14 protein-coding genes are annotated in these 15,869 nt (G+C 39.9%); 7 read left to right on the top strand and 7 right to left on the bottom strand.

Annotated elements, in window-relative coordinates; all coding sequences use genetic code 11:
- The first annotated feature begins 31 nt into the window (after positions 1 to 31).
- The 5 genes from citF to ACPEH5_RS01165 all read left to right on the top strand — a co-directional run bounded on the left by citF (position 32) and on the right by ACPEH5_RS01165 (position 5,909).
- Entirely contained in the window at positions 32 to 1,504 is a 1,473-nt protein-coding gene (gene citF / locus ACPEH5_RS01185) for a citrate lyase subunit alpha (RefSeq protein ID WP_423727017.1), read from the top strand.
- A gap of 2 nt (positions 1,505 to 1,506) precedes the next feature.
- The gene (gene citX / locus ACPEH5_RS01180; RefSeq protein WP_042844183.1) at positions 1,507 to 2,046 is read left to right on the top strand and encodes a citrate lyase holo-[acyl-carrier protein] synthase; all 540 of its coding nucleotides are present in this window, start codon (positions 1,507 to 1,509) and stop codon (positions 2,044 to 2,046) included.
- Positions 2,033 to 2,965 carry a triphosphoribosyl-dephospho-CoA synthase CitG gene (citG, locus tag ACPEH5_RS01175; protein WP_131679932.1) on the top strand — a complete coding sequence of 311 codons (933 nt, stop codon included), beginning with the start codon at positions 2,033 to 2,035 and terminating at the stop codon, positions 2,963 to 2,965. Before citX ends, citG begins: the two co-directional genes overlap by 14 nt.
- A gap of 205 nt (positions 2,966 to 3,170) precedes the next feature.
- Positions 3,171 to 4,604, top strand: coding sequence for an anion permease (locus ACPEH5_RS01170; protein ID WP_048606916.1), 1,434 nt, complete (start codon positions 3,171 to 3,173; stop codon positions 4,602 to 4,604).
- A gap of 252 nt (positions 4,605 to 4,856) precedes the next feature.
- Positions 4,857 to 5,909, top strand: a complete 1,053-nt coding sequence (locus ACPEH5_RS01165; RefSeq protein WP_071547949.1) for a 4-oxalomesaconate tautomerase — start codon at positions 4,857 to 4,859, stop codon at positions 5,907 to 5,909.
- Positions 5,910 to 5,954: 45 nt separating this feature from the next.
- Here ACPEH5_RS01165 and ACPEH5_RS01160 read toward each other — a convergent pair whose 3' ends face one another.
- The 4 genes from ACPEH5_RS01160 to ACPEH5_RS01145 all read right to left on the bottom strand — a co-directional run bounded on the left by ACPEH5_RS01160 (position 5,955) and on the right by ACPEH5_RS01145 (position 10,429).
- Positions 5,955 to 7,094, bottom strand: coding sequence for an AAA family ATPase (locus ACPEH5_RS01160; RefSeq protein ID WP_042844186.1), 1,140 nt, complete (start codon positions 7,092 to 7,094; stop codon positions 5,955 to 5,957).
- Positions 7,094 to 7,801 (bottom strand): RNA ligase family protein, encoded by a 708-nt coding sequence (locus ACPEH5_RS01155; protein ID WP_042844366.1) that lies wholly within the window; start codon positions 7,799 to 7,801, stop codon positions 7,094 to 7,096. Before ACPEH5_RS01155 ends, ACPEH5_RS01160 begins: the two co-directional genes overlap by 1 nt.
- A 227-nt stretch (positions 7,802 to 8,028) precedes the next feature.
- Positions 8,029 to 8,847 (bottom strand): VanW family protein, encoded by an 819-nt coding sequence (locus tag ACPEH5_RS01150; RefSeq protein WP_042844187.1) that lies wholly within the window; start codon positions 8,845 to 8,847, stop codon positions 8,029 to 8,031.
- Positions 8,848 to 9,112: 265 nt separating this feature from the next.
- Positions 9,113 to 10,429, bottom strand: a complete 1,317-nt coding sequence (locus ACPEH5_RS01145; RefSeq protein WP_042844188.1) for a CitMHS family transporter — start codon at positions 10,427 to 10,429, stop codon at positions 9,113 to 9,115.
- Positions 10,430 to 11,023: 594 nt separating this feature from the next.
- On the opposite strand from ACPEH5_RS01145, the gene ACPEH5_RS01140 reads away from it, so the two are divergent.
- Complete coding sequence (locus tag ACPEH5_RS01140; RefSeq protein ID WP_042844189.1) at positions 11,024 to 12,115, top strand: NADH:flavin oxidoreductase/NADH oxidase; 1,092 nt, start codon at positions 11,024 to 11,026, stop codon at positions 12,113 to 12,115.
- 60 nt (positions 12,116 to 12,175) lie between these two features.
- On the opposite strand, the gene ACPEH5_RS01135 is transcribed toward ACPEH5_RS01140, so the two are convergent.
- Positions 12,176 to 12,496 carry a hypothetical protein gene (locus tag ACPEH5_RS01135; RefSeq protein WP_042844190.1) on the bottom strand — a complete coding sequence of 107 codons (321 nt, stop codon included), beginning with the start codon at positions 12,494 to 12,496 and terminating at the stop codon, positions 12,176 to 12,178.
- Positions 12,497 to 12,732: 236 nt separating this feature from the next.
- Positions 12,733 to 13,605: a DMT family transporter gene (locus ACPEH5_RS01130; RefSeq protein WP_048606911.1), complete on the bottom strand. Its 873-nt coding sequence runs from the start codon at positions 13,603 to 13,605 to the stop codon at positions 12,733 to 12,735.
- Between the two features lie 343 nt (positions 13,606 to 13,948).
- On the opposite strand from ACPEH5_RS01130, the gene ACPEH5_RS01125 reads away from it, so the two are divergent.
- Positions 13,949 to 14,161 (top strand): 3-oxoacyl-ACP synthase, encoded by a 213-nt coding sequence (locus tag ACPEH5_RS01125; RefSeq protein WP_166696792.1) that lies wholly within the window; start codon positions 13,949 to 13,951, stop codon positions 14,159 to 14,161.
- A gap of 70 nt (positions 14,162 to 14,231) precedes the next feature.
- Here ACPEH5_RS01125 and ACPEH5_RS01120 read toward each other — a convergent pair whose 3' ends face one another.
- Positions 14,232 to 15,704, bottom strand: coding sequence for an anion permease (locus ACPEH5_RS01120; protein WP_042844193.1), 1,473 nt, complete (start codon positions 15,702 to 15,704; stop codon positions 14,232 to 14,234).
- Between the last annotated feature and the right edge of the window lie 165 nt (positions 15,705 to 15,869).

Here is a 15,869-nt window from a genome sequence, read left to right as displayed (position 1 = left end):
GGCTCGCGTATCAGCCTACCTACAACCAAATATGGATGAAACTCAACAAGAATTCCAAGATATTGGCAAAATACAACAGCAGGTACAAAAACCGAGAAATCGCAAACTGTGCGATGATTTACAAGTTGCTATCCGTCGTTCTGGCCTCAAAGACGGTATGACGATTTCATTCCATCACGCATTTCGTGGTGGCGACCTTACCGTTAATATGGTGATGCAAGTGATTGCCGAAATGGGTTTTCGTAACCTTACCCTTGCTTCTAGTTCATTAAGTGCATGTCACTCCCCCTTAGTTGAACATATTCGCCACGGCGTTATTCGTAAAATTTATACCTCAGGTATTCGGGGGCCATTAGCTGAGGCTATTTCATGTGGAGAATTGGATGAGCCAGTACAAATCCATTCACATGGCGGACGAGCAAACTTAATACATAGCGGTGAGCTATCAATCGATGTAGCCTTTATTGGTGTTCCTTCTTGTGATGAGTACGGTAATGCCAATGGCTATACAGGAACTGCAAGCTGTGGTTCTTTAGGTTATGCCAAAATTGACGCAGAAACAGCTAAAAAAGTGGTCATGCTGACAGAAGAATTATTGGATTACCCACATAACCCATCCAGTATTAAACAAGATGAAGTTGACTACATTGTGAAAGTAAAACGCGTAGGCGACGCAGATAAAATTGGCGCCGATGCGACCCGTATGACATCTAACCCTCGGGAACTTCTCATTGCCCGTACCGCCGCGGATGTGATCGAAAAATCCGGTTATTTTAAAGATGGTTTTTCATTGCAAACAGGGACTGGCGGTGCATCTCTGGCAGTAACTCGTTTTCTTGAAGATAAAATGAGACGTCACAATATTACCGCAGGCTTTGCATTGGGCGGGATCACGTCAACCATTGTTGATTTACATGAGAAAGGCTTAATTCGCAAATTATTAGATGTACAAAGTTTTGATAAAGCCGCCGCAGAATCATTAGGCCGCAACCCTAATCATATTGAAATCAGTGCGAATCAATATGCTTGCTTTGATTCTAAAGGGGCCTCCGTTGATATGCTTGATGTGGTGGTACTCAGTGCGCTAGAAATCGATACTCGCTTTAATGTCAATGTATTAACCGGCTCTGACGGTGTCATTCGTGGAGCTTCAGGTGGTCATAGTGATACAGCGGTGGCCTCAAAACTCTCCATCATTGTGGCACCATTAGTTCGCGGGCGCATCCCAACCTTAGTTGATGAAGTATTAACTTGTGTTACTCCAGGCTCAAGCGTTGATATTCTCGTGACGGACCATGGTATTACAGTAAACCCAGCTCGTCCTGAATTAAAACAACAACTTGAAAGCCAAGGGATTAAAACTGTTTCAATGGACTGGTTAAGAGAACGAGCACAACTCTTAACTGGTACTCCTAATCCAATTGAATTTACCGATAAGGTCGTGGCCGTTGTTCGCTACCGCGATGGTTCGGTCATTGATATTGTTCATCAAGTGAAGGAGTAACTATGTTTTACCCACTGCCTGATACTCAAGAGCAATTTGAAATTTCCTTACCTGAACTGCTAGATAGCCGTGATGCCCGTCAGGCTCGTCAGCAACAATGGATTGGTCTCCATCAGGTAACCTTGATTTCATTTACTGTCGTTTTCCCGGGAGCGGTTAAAGATAACTCCCTTGTTAGACATGTTTTTAATCAAGGACTAAATGCGCTTAAACAAATTGCTTCACGCAGGCAGTGGGTGTTTTTATCACAACAATCATGGGCATTAAAAACAGGACCGGAATGTTTGGCTGCTGTTGATGTCGATGCAATTGAAATTAAAAAAGCGTTAATTGAAATTGAAGAGTTATCGCCAGTGGGACGGCTATGGGATTTTGACGTTTTTGATGCGAACGGACAGCAGTATTCTCGCTCACAATTAAACCTCTCTTCAAGGCGTTGTTTGGTTTGTGAGAATGAAGCTAAGGTGTGTGCTCGACATCGAACACACCCACTTGGTGAGATCCTTAACCGTATTGAGGAGTTAGCTAATGCAACACGCTAAACAGTTAAACTCTATCACTGAAGAACAAGTTCAGCATTACAGCCAATTAGCTTGGCAAGCTTTGCTCGCTGAAGTGAATTTAACCCCTAAACCGGGGTTAGTCGATAAACATAACACAGGTGCCCATAAAGATATGGCACTGACCGATTTTCACTTAAGTGCCAATGCAATTGCAAAATATTTCCCTTATTTTCTACTCGCAGGGGCTCAGCATAAAGATTTACCGATAGAAAACGTTTTAATCAATATCCGTAGTATTGGTATTAATTGTGAAACGGCCATGTTCCGTGCAACTCAAGGTGTAAATACGCATAAAGGCAGTATTTTTTCCCTAGGGTTGGTATTAACTGCAATCGGCCGTTTAATTGCCTTACAGCAACCCGTGCTGCCTCAATATATTAGTCAGTTAGTGGCAGGAATGTGTGTTGGAATTACCGATGAATTAAAAAAACCAACTGATACCCCAACGGCAGGGCACCGCCTATATCAGCAATACGGGCTAACAGGTGCTCGAGGTGAAGCGCAAAATGGTTACGCGTTAGTCACTCAACATGCACTCCCTTACTATTTACAACAACTCGCAAAAGATAAAGCAGACGATATTGCCCTACTTGATACCTTAATTTTATTAATGAGCCTGAATGATGACACTAATATTGTTAATCGTGGAGGTATTCAAGGGTTAGAGTGGGTAAAACAACGCGCTATACAATTATTACATCAAGGGATTAATACCCACAATGATTTAATTTTTGTAAAAAATTTCGATAATGAATGTATTCAACAGAATGTCAGCCCCGGCGGCAGCGCAGACTTATTAATATTGACTTGGTTTTTTTCCCGATTAGCAAATCAACATCACGGTTTAACATTACAAAAATTCAACATTATTAATATAGGAAGAAATAAGAAAAATTAAATTAATTAAGTAAATAAAAACCAATTAAATATTTATTAATAAAAAACATCCGCTTTAGAATGAATTACTAATAAAACCAATTTATTATTTTCATTCAAGATGCAGCCATATTAAAAATTGTTATTTTAACAAATTCCTAATATTAAAGTTCATTCAATTTAATATTAAATAAATTTAATATTGATTTAATCAAGGAAATTGGCTTATGCAAAAAGAAAAAATATGGAAGCTATTTATATTAATAGCGATTCCAATTATCATTGCTTTAATACCAACACCAACTGGGCTCCCACATATTGCTTGGTTATTATTTGGTCTTTATCTTGCCGCCATTGTAGGGTTAGTATTAAAACCCTATTCAGAACCCGTTATCTTATTAGCCACTATTGCAGCAAGTGCTGTCATTATTGGTATTACAGGTACTAAAGATGTCAAAGCAAGTGAAGTGCTCAGCGGTTATGCGTCTGGGACCACATGGTTAGTATTTGCTGCATTTACACTGAGTGCCGCATTTGTAATTACCGGTCTCGGGAAACGTCTCTCGTATATATTAATAGGTAAGCTAGGCGGAACAACGCTTGGGTTAGGATATGTCACTGCTATTCTGGATTTAATTATTGCTCCTGCTACCCCATCGAATACTGCACGAGCTGGGGGAATTGTTTTTCCTATCATCAATAGTGTCGCGGTTGCTTTAGGGTCAGATCCAGAAAAAAGCCCTCGTAAAGCAGGTCACTATTTACTGGTTAACGTATATATGGTGACTAAAACCACCAGCTATATGTTTTTAACTGCCATGGCACCGAATGCTTTAGCATTAGCGATGATGACCGACATCATGGGGATCCATTTAAGTTGGGGTGGATGGGCACTCGCCGCTTCAGTTCCCGGCTTAATCATGCTGATTTTAACTCCCTTAATGATTTATAAGCTTTACCCACCAGAATTAAAAAAAGTAAATAACAAAGAGATCGCGGCAAAAGGCCTTGAAGAATTAGGCCCGATGACTATGCGTGAAAAATTACTCAGCATTGTATTTATTATTGCGCTTTGTGGCTGGATTTTTTCCGACTTAATCGGCGTAAGCGCATCCAGTGTTGCTATTGCCGTCATGGCATTAACCCTGATCCTTGGTGTTGTTACTTGGGATGATGTCTTAAAAAACAAAGGCGGCTGGAACACGCTGATTTGGTACGGTGGGATCATCAGTATGTCTGGCGTACTGACTAAAGCGGGTTTCTTTAAATGGCTAGCTGATACCATGAGCCAATACCTTTCTTTCGGCGACCAAGCCATGCTTGCCTTCTTCGTCATCATGTTTATCAGTGTCGCGATACGTTACTTATTTGCCTCTGGTGGTGCATATGTCGCCGCGATGGTTCCAGTATTCGCGACAGTCGGTATGGTAGCTGGTGCACCTCCAATGCTACTGGCTCTAGGCTTACTTTTCTCTAATGCCTACGGTGGTAGTGTAACTCACTATGGTGGTGCGGCTGCGCCTATCGTATTCGGGGCGGGTTATAACGATATTCGCTCTTGGTGGATTATTGGTGGCCTTGTCGCATTCATTAGCTTACTTGTTCATATGACTATCGGTTTAGGTTGGTGGGAAATTTTAATTAACACTGGGTTAATTTAATCCTCACTCCTTTATATAACGGTATGGGCACAATGATTATTGTGCCCAATTTAACTAAACATTATTTCTCACGCTTCTATGGTTATTTGCAGCCTTTAAGCTATCGCGTAAATATTTATCGGCTTCCCCTAAATAGTTCTCGTTGTGGCTAGGCGGCAAATGAAGGCATCCCAAGGAGCATACAAAGGTATGTGACTTGGGTAACTGAGTGTAGCCAACACCGCCACAGCGGGAAATATAACGGGTAAACAGATGAAAAAGATCCCTTGCACATTAATGCGTGGCGGCACCTCGAAAGGTGTATTCCTACTCGCAGATTCTCTTCCCAACGATATTCAACAGCGCGATAAACTCATTCTTGCATTGATGGGTTCTGGTCATGCTTTACAAATTGATGGCATTGGAGGTGGTAGCCCACAAACCAGTAAAGTCGCCATTATTGGCCCCTCTTCTCACCCTGACGCTGATATAGACTATTTATTTGCACAAGTTTCTATTATGGAAGCGATTGTCGATACAGCGCCGAACTGCGGTAATATCCTGTGTGCGGTTGGCCCTTTTGCCATTGAAAAAGGCTTAGTCCCTATTCATCATGACACGACCACGGTAAGAATTCGTAATGTGAATACCAATACCTTTATTAATTCAACAGTACAAACACCTAATGGCGAAGTGAATTACCTTGGTGAAACCTCAATTGCTGGTGTACCTGGGTATGCAGCACCTGTTGCGCTAACATTTTTAAATGCCTGCGGTACTAAAACTGGGAAACTTCTGCCAACTGGGCACTCAATTGATACCTTTGACGGTGTTGAGGTGAGTTGCATCGATATGGCAACGCCTGTGGTACTCATTGATGCCCCTCAGATGAATAAAACCGGTTATGAGACGGCTGAACAATTAGAAACAGATAGCGAATTTATGCAGAAATTGGAAGCTATTCGCATTAAAGCGGGGGCAGCAATGGGTTTAGGTGATGTGAGCAAAAAAGTGATCCCCAAACCTATTTTGGTCTCTCCTGCTATCCATGGTGGTACCATCAACGTACGCTATTTTATGCCTCATAAATGTCATGGTGCCCTTGCTGTAACCGGCGCTATTGCTATTGCCACCAGTACCCTTTTACCTGACAGTATCGTGAAACAATATATTGATTCTGTGGATATGAAAAATATCGCTATTGAGCATCTCAGTGGAATGTTTGAAGTCTCATTAACTCCAAAAAGTGACTTTCCTGAGGGGCTACAGGCATCAATTATCCGTACAGCAAGGAAGTTATTTGAAGGTGATGCGTTTATTCCATAATACAAAATGAGAACCTGCCTCTTACCTAGAGGCAGGTAAACCATGCTATATCTCCCCGAACAACTCAACAAACTCACTATTAATATAATAAGAAACTTGGTGCGCTTCATCGGGAGTGGGTAATTCCAACTTGCCTGCCATTCTTTCCATAATATTATCTGGAACAGCATATTGCCGTTGTTGATTTTGTTGCCGCCATTGCTTGAATGGCACTTCCAAATAAACTAAATGAACTTTTGCTTGATAACGTTCAAATAGGCTGATCATACTGGCTCGCAAAGAAGCGCTTAACGAAGTCGCATTCCAAATAAAATCCGTTTTAGTGCGCAGTAAACCTTTAGCTTGCTCTTTCGCTTGTTGAGCCACCCACCCTTGTGCATTTTTATCTGCAGGGTTAATTTTATGTTCTCGACGAATATCATCGAGGCAAATTATTTGAGTTTGTGGATAAAACTGTTTTACAAAGTGATCCTTCCCCATACCGGGTAAACCGCATAACATAATCACTTCGCTACCAAACTCCTCAAAAGGGAGGTAATCTGCCGTGCCCTTCTGGTAATGAAAATATTGGAAACGGCCCGCTAAAGAGGCAAATGATTTAGGCTTATCCCAACAATCTTGCTCACGACAAAATAATTCAAACAGCTCAATTCTAGCGAGTAAATCAGCTTTATCTTCACAAGTTCGGCCTATTGCATCCGCTTTCGCCAACATACACAACAACGGCATTTCGACACGTAAAGAGGCGGCAAATAAAGTACGCTCAGGGTCTGGTTTTTCCATTATCCATAACGGTAAGCCGTGAAAACGCACTAATGCAGCAATATGTTCACGAATGGCAAAAGGTGTTTCTATTTGACGAAATAATATATTCCGTACAGATAACTCACCTTTTTTAGCGTGCCCCGGTGAATGAATTCGCCCCTCTTCATCTTCACGTGTGGTACTGCGCTTTTCTACGTCATGCAATAATGCCGCAGTCCAAACCACCTGCTGCTTAAACGGTGATAGTTGCTGATATTCAGGCAAACTTTCAAGCGCGGCTAACACCATTTGGGTATGAATAGCCACATTACCCTCTGCATGGTGCAAGCTATCTTGTGGTACATTTTGCATGTCGCGGATAAAATCAAATTGAGCTTCAAGCTGCGACCAATCGCGGTTTTTTGTCAATTGCCAGCTCATCATTGCCCTCCTTGATATTCAAAAGCCAGTTTGGCTCTTTGCCAATTACGCTTCCAGTGGATATCTGTTTTGACATGATTTTTACGCACATATTTAAATACATGCGACATAAAATCATCTACTGGGAAGGCTTGGCTATCACGGCTAACAATACCTTCCATGCTACATGCTTTGCCTGTATGTGTATCATAGGCAATAAATTGGCTATCTTGGGATGCGGCTTCTATTAATCCACGGGTATATTCTTGCTCAGACATATTCTTATTCAATGATAAATCCAACTGAGGCACCGTAGGGAAATCAAATAATGCTGCATAAAATTGCACTTCTTCCCAACTAAGCCAATAACCCCCTTGCCTAACGGCAAACAGATAAAAATAGTCTTCAATATGTTGATACTCAATGGAATGCACAGCATAAAGATTTTCACCGAATAGTTCGATATCACCTAAATCATCTTTAATTAACTGCCAACGCTGACGTATCTGTTGGCTCCATGCAGATTGTGTTGGCGCGCCATGAGAGCGTGCAAACACACCATAGCGATTTAAACAATTGTTTTCGCCATCGAGTTTTTCTGTGTGAATTAATTGCCCAATATTTTGGATGTGCGACCACCAATCGCTATTGATGCGATCGTCACTAGTCGTACCGGGTGAGAACGGATAATGATACGTTCTACCATACTTTCTTGATTGCATATTCATCATGCTTTCTCTAAAGAATAGAAATCACAACAAATCTTTTGCAAGATTTGCTTCTTTTATTGTTGAGAAATCAAGTGTTGGTATTACATATCTAGTCCGAGTGTCGGCCTCATATTGATGCTGCCTAGCGTTTTCTCTAGGCCTGTTTGTGTTATATTCAGTGAGATCCTAACTTAACTGTCAAGGAAAAAACTATCAATTTATTCCTAAACTCATGAAAAACGCAGTTATTCGATAACAATTCGGCTTTCATCAATAGGGTATTTCACTACGACTTTATTGCAGTACAAACAATTATCTTGCAAAGTGACTGGCTCTTGCCCTTTAGTCGTCACTTTTTGCCAAATTTCATTATGGCGATAAATCACCCCTTTTTCACGGGTAAATTTATGGTTTTTCTCATAAATATGGTATTTCGCCTCTCGCGGATCACTGCATAACAACTCCCCTTCAAGTTGGTGCTCAGCAATATTAAAAACCAATTGAAATGCACTTTGAGTTGGGTTGTAAAAGACAAGGTCGATGTAATTATAAAAAATGGCAGCGCCTGAGCCAAACGGCAATACTCTGCCCTCATCAGGAAAAGGGTCAAAACTATGATTAGCACGCTCAACCACCTGTAATGGTGAGTGCAAAATCATCCAGTGTATTAGGTTGCTGAGCTGGCAAATTCCACCACCAATACCACTACGAGCTTCGCCAAATGATAATTCCATCCCCTCAAGAAACCCCCTACGCGCTGTGGGCTTTCCCACTAATCGACAAAAGGAAAAATACTCCCCAGGGTATATCGTAATACCATTCATGGCTTTAATGGCTATGCGCAAGTTAGTCACTTTGTTGTACTGCAAACGTAAATCCGACTCACCTAATTTGCGGATTAATTTGGATGTGTGCTTATTGTAGCGATATTCAAGACGTTCAGAAGATTTCGCTTTCGCATAATATTGAGAGGAAAATGCCCAATGCAGTCTTCGAGCTAGACGTTTTTGAGTCACACGCAGCCAATAGAGGATAGGATGATAAGAAGAAAGTGGCCGACGCATAACAAAACCTTATTGATAATAATTAACCAATAAATCATGTCATAACCGTAAATTTTACGACATAGTAACTATCTGATAATTCGCAATATAGCTATTCAATCACCTTGGTACCTGTACCGACTACAGATTACAAACCAAAAAATAAACTGGATGTATTCTAATCTGATGCTATTGCAACTAGGCGACAAAAAGTAACCCCTAGAACATACCAATGTATGACTAGGGGTTACTTTTAAAGCCAACAACACTGCGGCGCGAAAGCCAATTAGTAGAGACCGAGTACCGCACCAGCGCCAAGTAAAAATAGACTAAATAGCCAAATCCACCCAAATGAATAACGCAGGTGACGCCCCATATCAATCCCCGCTAGCCCCATGGCTAACCAAGCTGCCGGTGAAAATGGGCTAACAAAAGTCCCTGCATTATTACCAATAGCCATAGAGTAAACAACAGCAGATGGGTCTACCCCTACAGTGGCTGCAATTTGTTGAATTATCGGTAATAAAGCAAAATAATAAGCATCTGTACTGGTGAATATATCCATCGGCACACCCAAAATACCAACAAAGATATGCACTTTTGATACCCATTCCATTGGTAAAATAGCAGTTAAATCTTTTGCTATCGACTCAAGCATTCCCCCTTCAGATAAAATCCCCAAAAATGCTCCAGCTGCAAGTATAATCGCGACCATACCGAGTGCTTGTGGCGCATGAGCAGATAAGACCTTCATTTGGTCTCTAGGGTTAGGGAAGTTCACCATCAGTGCGATTGATAGTGCTATCATAAATACATATGGAGCTGATAATAAACCAAATGCCAGACACACCACCGATGCAACAATTAAACCACCATTAATTAATGGCTTTTTAGGCTTTTGGATAGTTTCATTGATTTCGCCAATTTCTTCACTCGCAGGTAATAATGAATCCATCTCATACGGCGTCGTCCCTTTCAACCGTGCGGAAGCTATGCGGCGTTTCTCGCGCAAACCCATAATAATAGCGAATACCACAGCGCCACCCATACCAATTAATTGAACAGGTATAAGTTGCTGCCATAAAGTTGATGCGTCAATTCCAGTGACTGCAGAGGCGCGCCCTAAAGGCCCTCCCCAAGGCACCATATTCATCACCCCCATGCTTGCACACATCAGTAATAACATTAAATATGGGCTCATACCTAGCTGTCGATATAAAGGTAATAATGCAGGGATAATAATTAAAAATGTTGCTGCTCCTGAGCCATCTAAATGGACAATACCCGCGATTAGGGTAGTCATAATACAAACAACAACAATATTTCCACGAGTCATTTTGACCATTATCCGAATTAATGGGTCAAAAATATGGAGATCTTTCATCAAGCTAAAAAACAAGATGGCAAATAAAAACATTGCAGCGACTTTCGAGACTTTATTAATCCCACTCTCGAAGAAAACTGAAATTTCCGCTACAGAATATCCTGCAAATAATGCACCAATAAATGGTATACAGGACATTGCGATAATAGGGCTCACTTTTCCCATCATGAGCAATGTCACGATAGATACAATGATTAAAATACCAATAATTGTTAACACATCGACTTCCTTCTTAGAATTATATTTTTCAGGTGAAATAAGCTTTAATTAACTAGCCTAATTATTTAATGCTATTTTACGACTATGCAAATTGCGTAATTAAATTGTCTATTTGATTCAATATCAGTATGTTGCTTATATAAACCATTAGAGACAAGTGCAAGGCTATTTTTATATTTTTGCTGCGATAACAACTTGTTCACACTAATTAAAATCACTATTTAAAATAAAAAACCAGTGTATTTTTCTATTACAACCATTAAAACCATAAGGTGAAATTAAAACCATTATATATTGGTGATTATTTATTTAATTTATAAGTGACAGAATTATAAATACCAAGATAATATATTTACTCTACTATTTTATTTTTTATGCTATTTTTTTAAGTATTTCAGCTATTTTTTAGCCACCAACACAGGGATTTATACTTTTTTTTATGTTTTTCAAAGATCCAAAAAACTACTTGCTTTTTAGTTTCAACTTTATGTAAAGGTAAGGTTGATTTGCAATATCACACCATCTCACAAAAAGACCAAAATAAACTAGGTATAATATAAGAATAACTAAAGTTATCTAAAAAGGAATGTTCCTATGAGTCATCTTTTTTCATCCGCATCAATAGGCCAAGTTTCACTAGAAAATAGAATTATCGTTCCACCTATGTGTCAATATTCAGCAGACAATGGGATGCCAACGCCGTGGCACAAGGCGCATTATATGAACCTCGCTTTGTCTGGTGCTTCATTAGTCATTATGGAAGCTAGTGCAGTTACGCCCGAAGGACGTATTACACACAAGGATTTAGGGCTGTGGAATGATGAACAAATGGCCGCCATGCAGCAAATGCTGGTAGATATTAGGCAATATTCGAATGCACGTTTAGGAGTGCAAATAGCCCATGCAGGTAGAAAAGCCTCTACTGATTTACCTTGGTTTGGTGGAAAAAGCCTTCAAGCAACTGACCCTCATGGGTGGCAAACCGTTGCACCATCCGCGCTTGCTTTTGGTGATAACTACCTACCACGTGAGTTAACTATTGAACAAATTATTGAAATCAAAAAACAATTTATTGATGCAGCAAAACGAGCAGAACAAGCTGGATTTGACGTCATTGAAATTCACGCAGCTCATGGGTATTTATTGCATGAATTCCTATCCCCAGTTTCAAATCAACGCCAAGATGAATATGGGGGGAGCTTCGAGAACCGAAGTCGCTTATTAGTGAATATTTTTCATGAAATTAGAGAAACAATTAGCCCAAATATTGCAGTTGGCGTACGGATTTCCGCAACTGACTGGCTTGAACACGGATGGAGCGTTCCCGAATCTATCGAGCTTACTGAAATATTAGAAGATTTAGGTTGTGACTATATCCATGTCTCCTCAGGTGGCCTATCTGCGGAACAACAAATTCCTTTAAGCCCTAATTACCAAGTTCCATTGGCTCAAGCAATTAATGAACATACTATGATGCCTGTTATTGCTGTTGGCCTTATTACAGAGCCATTACAAGCAGAGGCTATTCTGGCGACTCATCAAGCGGATTTTGTCGCTATTGGGCGGGGGATTTTATTTGAGCCACGCTGGCCATGGAGAGCTGCTTGTGAATTAAATCAGCAAGTTAATGTTGCACCACAATATTTACGTTGTGCACCACATCAGTTTAAAAATTTATTTAAATAGAAATAAAAAACCCGCAGCACTTATACGATGAATAGCCATCAAACTGCGGGTTTAAAGCGACTAACGTGCGTTTTGCGAACACTGCTGAACAAATTCGATCATGGATTTTTGGAATTCAGGTTCTGCATCACCTGACTTAGCCAATTCACCATCAATACGTTTAAATTCAGCTAAGCCATATTTCTCAATTGTTTTGTCATAGGCACATCCGCATATCGCTGAAACAGCATTTGCTGTTTCGCCCTGTGGATTCCCTGACCCTGCAACACAAGTATTCACAAAGTTAGTTTTATATTCAGCAATTTCTGCCTTTTCATCAGAACATGCAGATAACACAGCTACTGCCCCAACCATACCCAATATTAATGCTAATTTTTTCATCTTATGCCCATTTTCTCATTAAGCGCTTGACCCAAGAAGACAACAATAAACAAATTATCGTCTTAGTACTTCGCTATTTTGGATAGATAATTTATATTTACAACACCATTAATCTTAATATACAAAATAAGAACTTCTAATTTAGATAAATATTCCTATCTATGATTGTTACTATTAATCATAGACGTTTTCCTATAAAAGATCTGCAATCATTAAGTTATTTTTATAATTTAATTTCACTTAGGTAGCGAATTTGAACAACGCCAACGATAATAAAATAAAGCACATAAAATCAATATACAACCCACGATTTGAATCAAAGGCATCCGTTCGTGATACCAAATAGCCGCAACAAATACTGTCATAACAGGCTCTAGGATCATAATAATTGCAGCGTTTGCAGCTGTTGTGTTTTTCTGGCCAATAAGCTGTAAAATAAACCGTAAACTCGTCGCTATCACCACACTTGCAATAAACCACATCATCGTCGGTGCAGTAATACTGGCAGGCCACTCTTCCAAAAAGATGGATAGCACCAAGCCTACAGTACCTGTGCAAGCTAATTGTATTGTCGTTAAAGGTAAAAGCGGCACGGTTCTGGTATATAAGCTGGTATAACAAAAATAAATAGCTTGGACGATAGCAGCACAAAGAAACCATAGTTGGCTCGCCTTAAATTCAAGTTGTGCCTTAAATAAAGTTAAGCACGCCAAACCCACTACAGCAACAGGAAGGGCTTGCCAAAAATAACGCACTGGCTTATTTTTTAAAATGACCCACGCAACTAAAGGAACAAATAGCATGGCTAGGCTCATAATGAATGCCCCTTCCCCTATCGAATCCGTTGTTGCCACTGCGTAGATCCATAACACCATATTCAATGCCATCCAACCGCCTGTCATTAATATTTTTGGCAGTTGTTGAAGAGTTACTTTATTTTTCTTTCCGCGACAAAATGGCAGTAAAATTATGGCGGCTAATAAGAAGCGGCTGCCGAGAAAGGCGAATATAGGCATTCCCTGTACAGCTTCGCGAGAAAAAACCCACCCCCAAGCTGCAATTATCGTGGTCAGCACTAAGAAAAATTCTGCCTTTCTTTGCGAATACATGTGTTCCTCTAAATAAATTCACCCTCAAGCACTTACATCATACTGGCTTTTGTAGGCAAACCAATCATATTTATTCGCTTTGTTAATTCATTTTCCAAATAAAAAAATACTTATCCAAAAAGCATAAATATGACCTTAGATGAGTAACCATTTCCTCTTAATGAAGCTAATTTAGCGCTTAAACTTCCTTTTCCCTTATTTATTTAACTGAAACCGAGTTTTATCGTAAAAAAGGAGGAAGTTTGTATAAAACCCCATCAATTTTTCTGACTTTACATATCTGAAATAATCACAGCAGACAAAATAAGCCACATATCATTACCTTAATAAAAGGCAAGTAATCATGATGATGCAAAAAAATGCCGACACTGCCACTGATATAGTTAATAACGTTAAAAATGCCATTAATACTCGCAAATATGCACATGCTGATGAAATAAGCTTATTATGGCAACATGCAATGAAATCCCCCCATATGATCAGTTGGGGGCATGTGATGTTAATTGCGCTAATCGTCGCGGCTATCATTACTGTGATTAGCACATTATTTTTTTAAGTTAAAAACACCAATAAAAAATCGGGCTGTTCGCCCGATTTTTTATTCTAACTAGATAAATTTTTCACTATTACCAGTAACCTAAGAATTTCCACCAAATGCTACCGATAAAGAACCAAACGGCTAAATTTACAACACTCATGACAAAACCCGTTTTCCACCATTCGCCTAACGTCGCATAACCCGAACCAAAAATAATCGGCGCTGTCCCTGTACCATAATGCGTTAATGACATCATTAGTGAAGATGAGAAAGCTAACGTTAAAGCTAATAACATTGGCGGGGCACCAAGTGCTAAACCTGCGGAGAAAAATGCCGCATACATTGCTGTAATGTGCGCTGTGGTACTTGCAAAGAAGTAATGCGAATAAACATAAATTAAAACAAGGATTAGCATCCCCCACACCCAGCTTATTCCCATACTGTCAATCGTGCTACCAACAGTCACTGACATCCATTTAATTAAGCCTAGTTTGCCTAAGAAGGTCGCCATCATAACCAAAGCAGAGAACCATACTACCGTATCCCAAGCCCCTTTATTTTTCAGCACATCATCCCAATTAATAACCCCTGTTGCTAATAAAATACTCAAACCAATAAAAGCAGCAGTGGTAGCATTAACACTATAGGCTGGACCAAAAACCATGGCGGGCACACCAGCCCACATCAATAATAGCAGCCCGAAAACAGCAAGGGTTATTTTTTCGGGTAATGAAACCGCACCCAACTGTTTCAAACGCTCTTTAGCAAAATTCGGGGCATCAGGTGTTGAGGTAATTTCTGGTTTATACATAAAATAGATCACCAAAGGCATTAAGATTAATGACACAATGGCAGGTACAAATGCAGCTATTGCCCACATACCCCAAGTCAATTCATTACTTTGACTAGTTTCACTAATGATCAAACTTACTATCAATGGGTTTGGTGCAGTGGCAGTAATAAACATCGCAGAGGTAATGGGGTTAATATTGTAATTAACCAGCGATAAATAACGCCCTATTTTACTTGAGGTCCCATCTTCAGCTTTTGACCCAAAGCTATCCGAAATAGAACGCATAATGGGGTGAATAATCCCCCCGCCCCGAGCGGTATTACTTGGCGTTACTGGTGCAAGAATGGTTTCTGCAATTGCTAATGAATAAGCTATACCGAGTGTTTTTTTACCGAATAGGGAAATCACATAATAACCTATCCGAGCCCCAAGACCTGTCTTATTTAGGCTCATGGAAACCATAATAGAAATACCAATCAACCAAATTAAGTCATTGGAAAAACCACTTAATGCGTCAGCAATAGCGCCTTTGGTTGATTCTGGATTAGTGACTCCGGTTACAGCAACTAAAGAAATAGCCACAATAGAAACACCACCAATAGGTAATGCTTTACCTATAATGGCGGCAATTGTGCCAACAAATAATGCTAAAAGGTGCCAAGCATTTGGATTAACCCCTTCAGGTACAGGGATCAAGAACCAAATTATTAGCGTAATGGCAACTGCGATTAAGGTCGGTACAGGCTTTAAAGGTGTTAACTTATTCATAAGGTTATCCATGTACGTATAAAGATGGAAATACAGATTAATTTCAGTTATATATTCTGATTTTTATCATTATGTTAACAATACAGCTCAAAAACTTTGATCATTATCAGTGAGTAGCTTGGTTTTATTAAAAATAGCCAGACTATTTTGTAACAATAAGTAATA

Origin of the sequence: Providencia sp. NPDC089933 (assembly GCF_049545585.1) — a bacterium.
GTDB classification, from domain to species: Bacteria; Pseudomonadota; Gammaproteobacteria; order Enterobacterales; family Enterobacteriaceae; genus Providencia; species Providencia huashanensis.
Note: the sequence above shows the minus strand (reverse complement) of the source record. Positions and strands in the feature narration are given on the sequence as shown.

Coding starts and splice junctions, on each gene's coding strand:
- ACPEH5_RS01155 (WP_042844366.1), bottom strand. CDS start 7,801: ATGAATATGCAATCAAGAAAGTATGGTAGAACGTATCATTATCCGTTC.
- citX (WP_042844183.1), top strand. CDS start 1,507: ATGTTTTACCCACTGCCTGATACTCAAGAGCAATTTGAAATTTCCTTA.
- ACPEH5_RS01160 (WP_042844186.1), bottom strand. CDS start 7,094: ATGAGCTGGCAATTGACAAAAAACCGCGATTGGTCGCAGCTTGAAGCT.
- ACPEH5_RS01165 (WP_071547949.1), top strand. CDS start 4,857: ATGAAAAAGATCCCTTGCACATTAATGCGTGGCGGCACCTCGAAAGGT.
- ACPEH5_RS01130 (WP_048606911.1), bottom strand. CDS start 13,605: ATGTATTCGCAAAGAAAGGCAGAATTTTTCTTAGTGCTGACCACGATA.
- ACPEH5_RS01170 (WP_048606916.1), top strand. CDS start 3,171: ATGCAAAAAGAAAAAATATGGAAGCTATTTATATTAATAGCGATTCCA.
- ACPEH5_RS01135 (WP_042844190.1), bottom strand. CDS start 12,496: ATGAAAAAATTAGCATTAATATTGGGTATGGTTGGGGCAGTAGCTGTG.
- citF (WP_423727017.1), top strand. CDS start 32: ATGGATGAAACTCAACAAGAATTCCAAGATATTGGCAAAATACAACAG.
- ACPEH5_RS01125 (WP_166696792.1), top strand. CDS start 13,949: ATGATGATGCAAAAAAATGCCGACACTGCCACTGATATAGTTAATAAC.
- ACPEH5_RS01150 (WP_042844187.1), bottom strand. CDS start 8,847: ATGCGTCGGCCACTTTCTTCTTATCATCCTATCCTCTATTGGCTGCGT.
- citG (WP_131679932.1), top strand. CDS start 2,033: ATGCAACACGCTAAACAGTTAAACTCTATCACTGAAGAACAAGTTCAG.
- ACPEH5_RS01120 (WP_042844193.1), bottom strand. CDS start 15,704: ATGAATAAGTTAACACCTTTAAAGCCTGTACCGACCTTAATCGCAGTT.
- ACPEH5_RS01140 (WP_042844189.1), top strand. CDS start 11,024: ATGAGTCATCTTTTTTCATCCGCATCAATAGGCCAAGTTTCACTAGAA.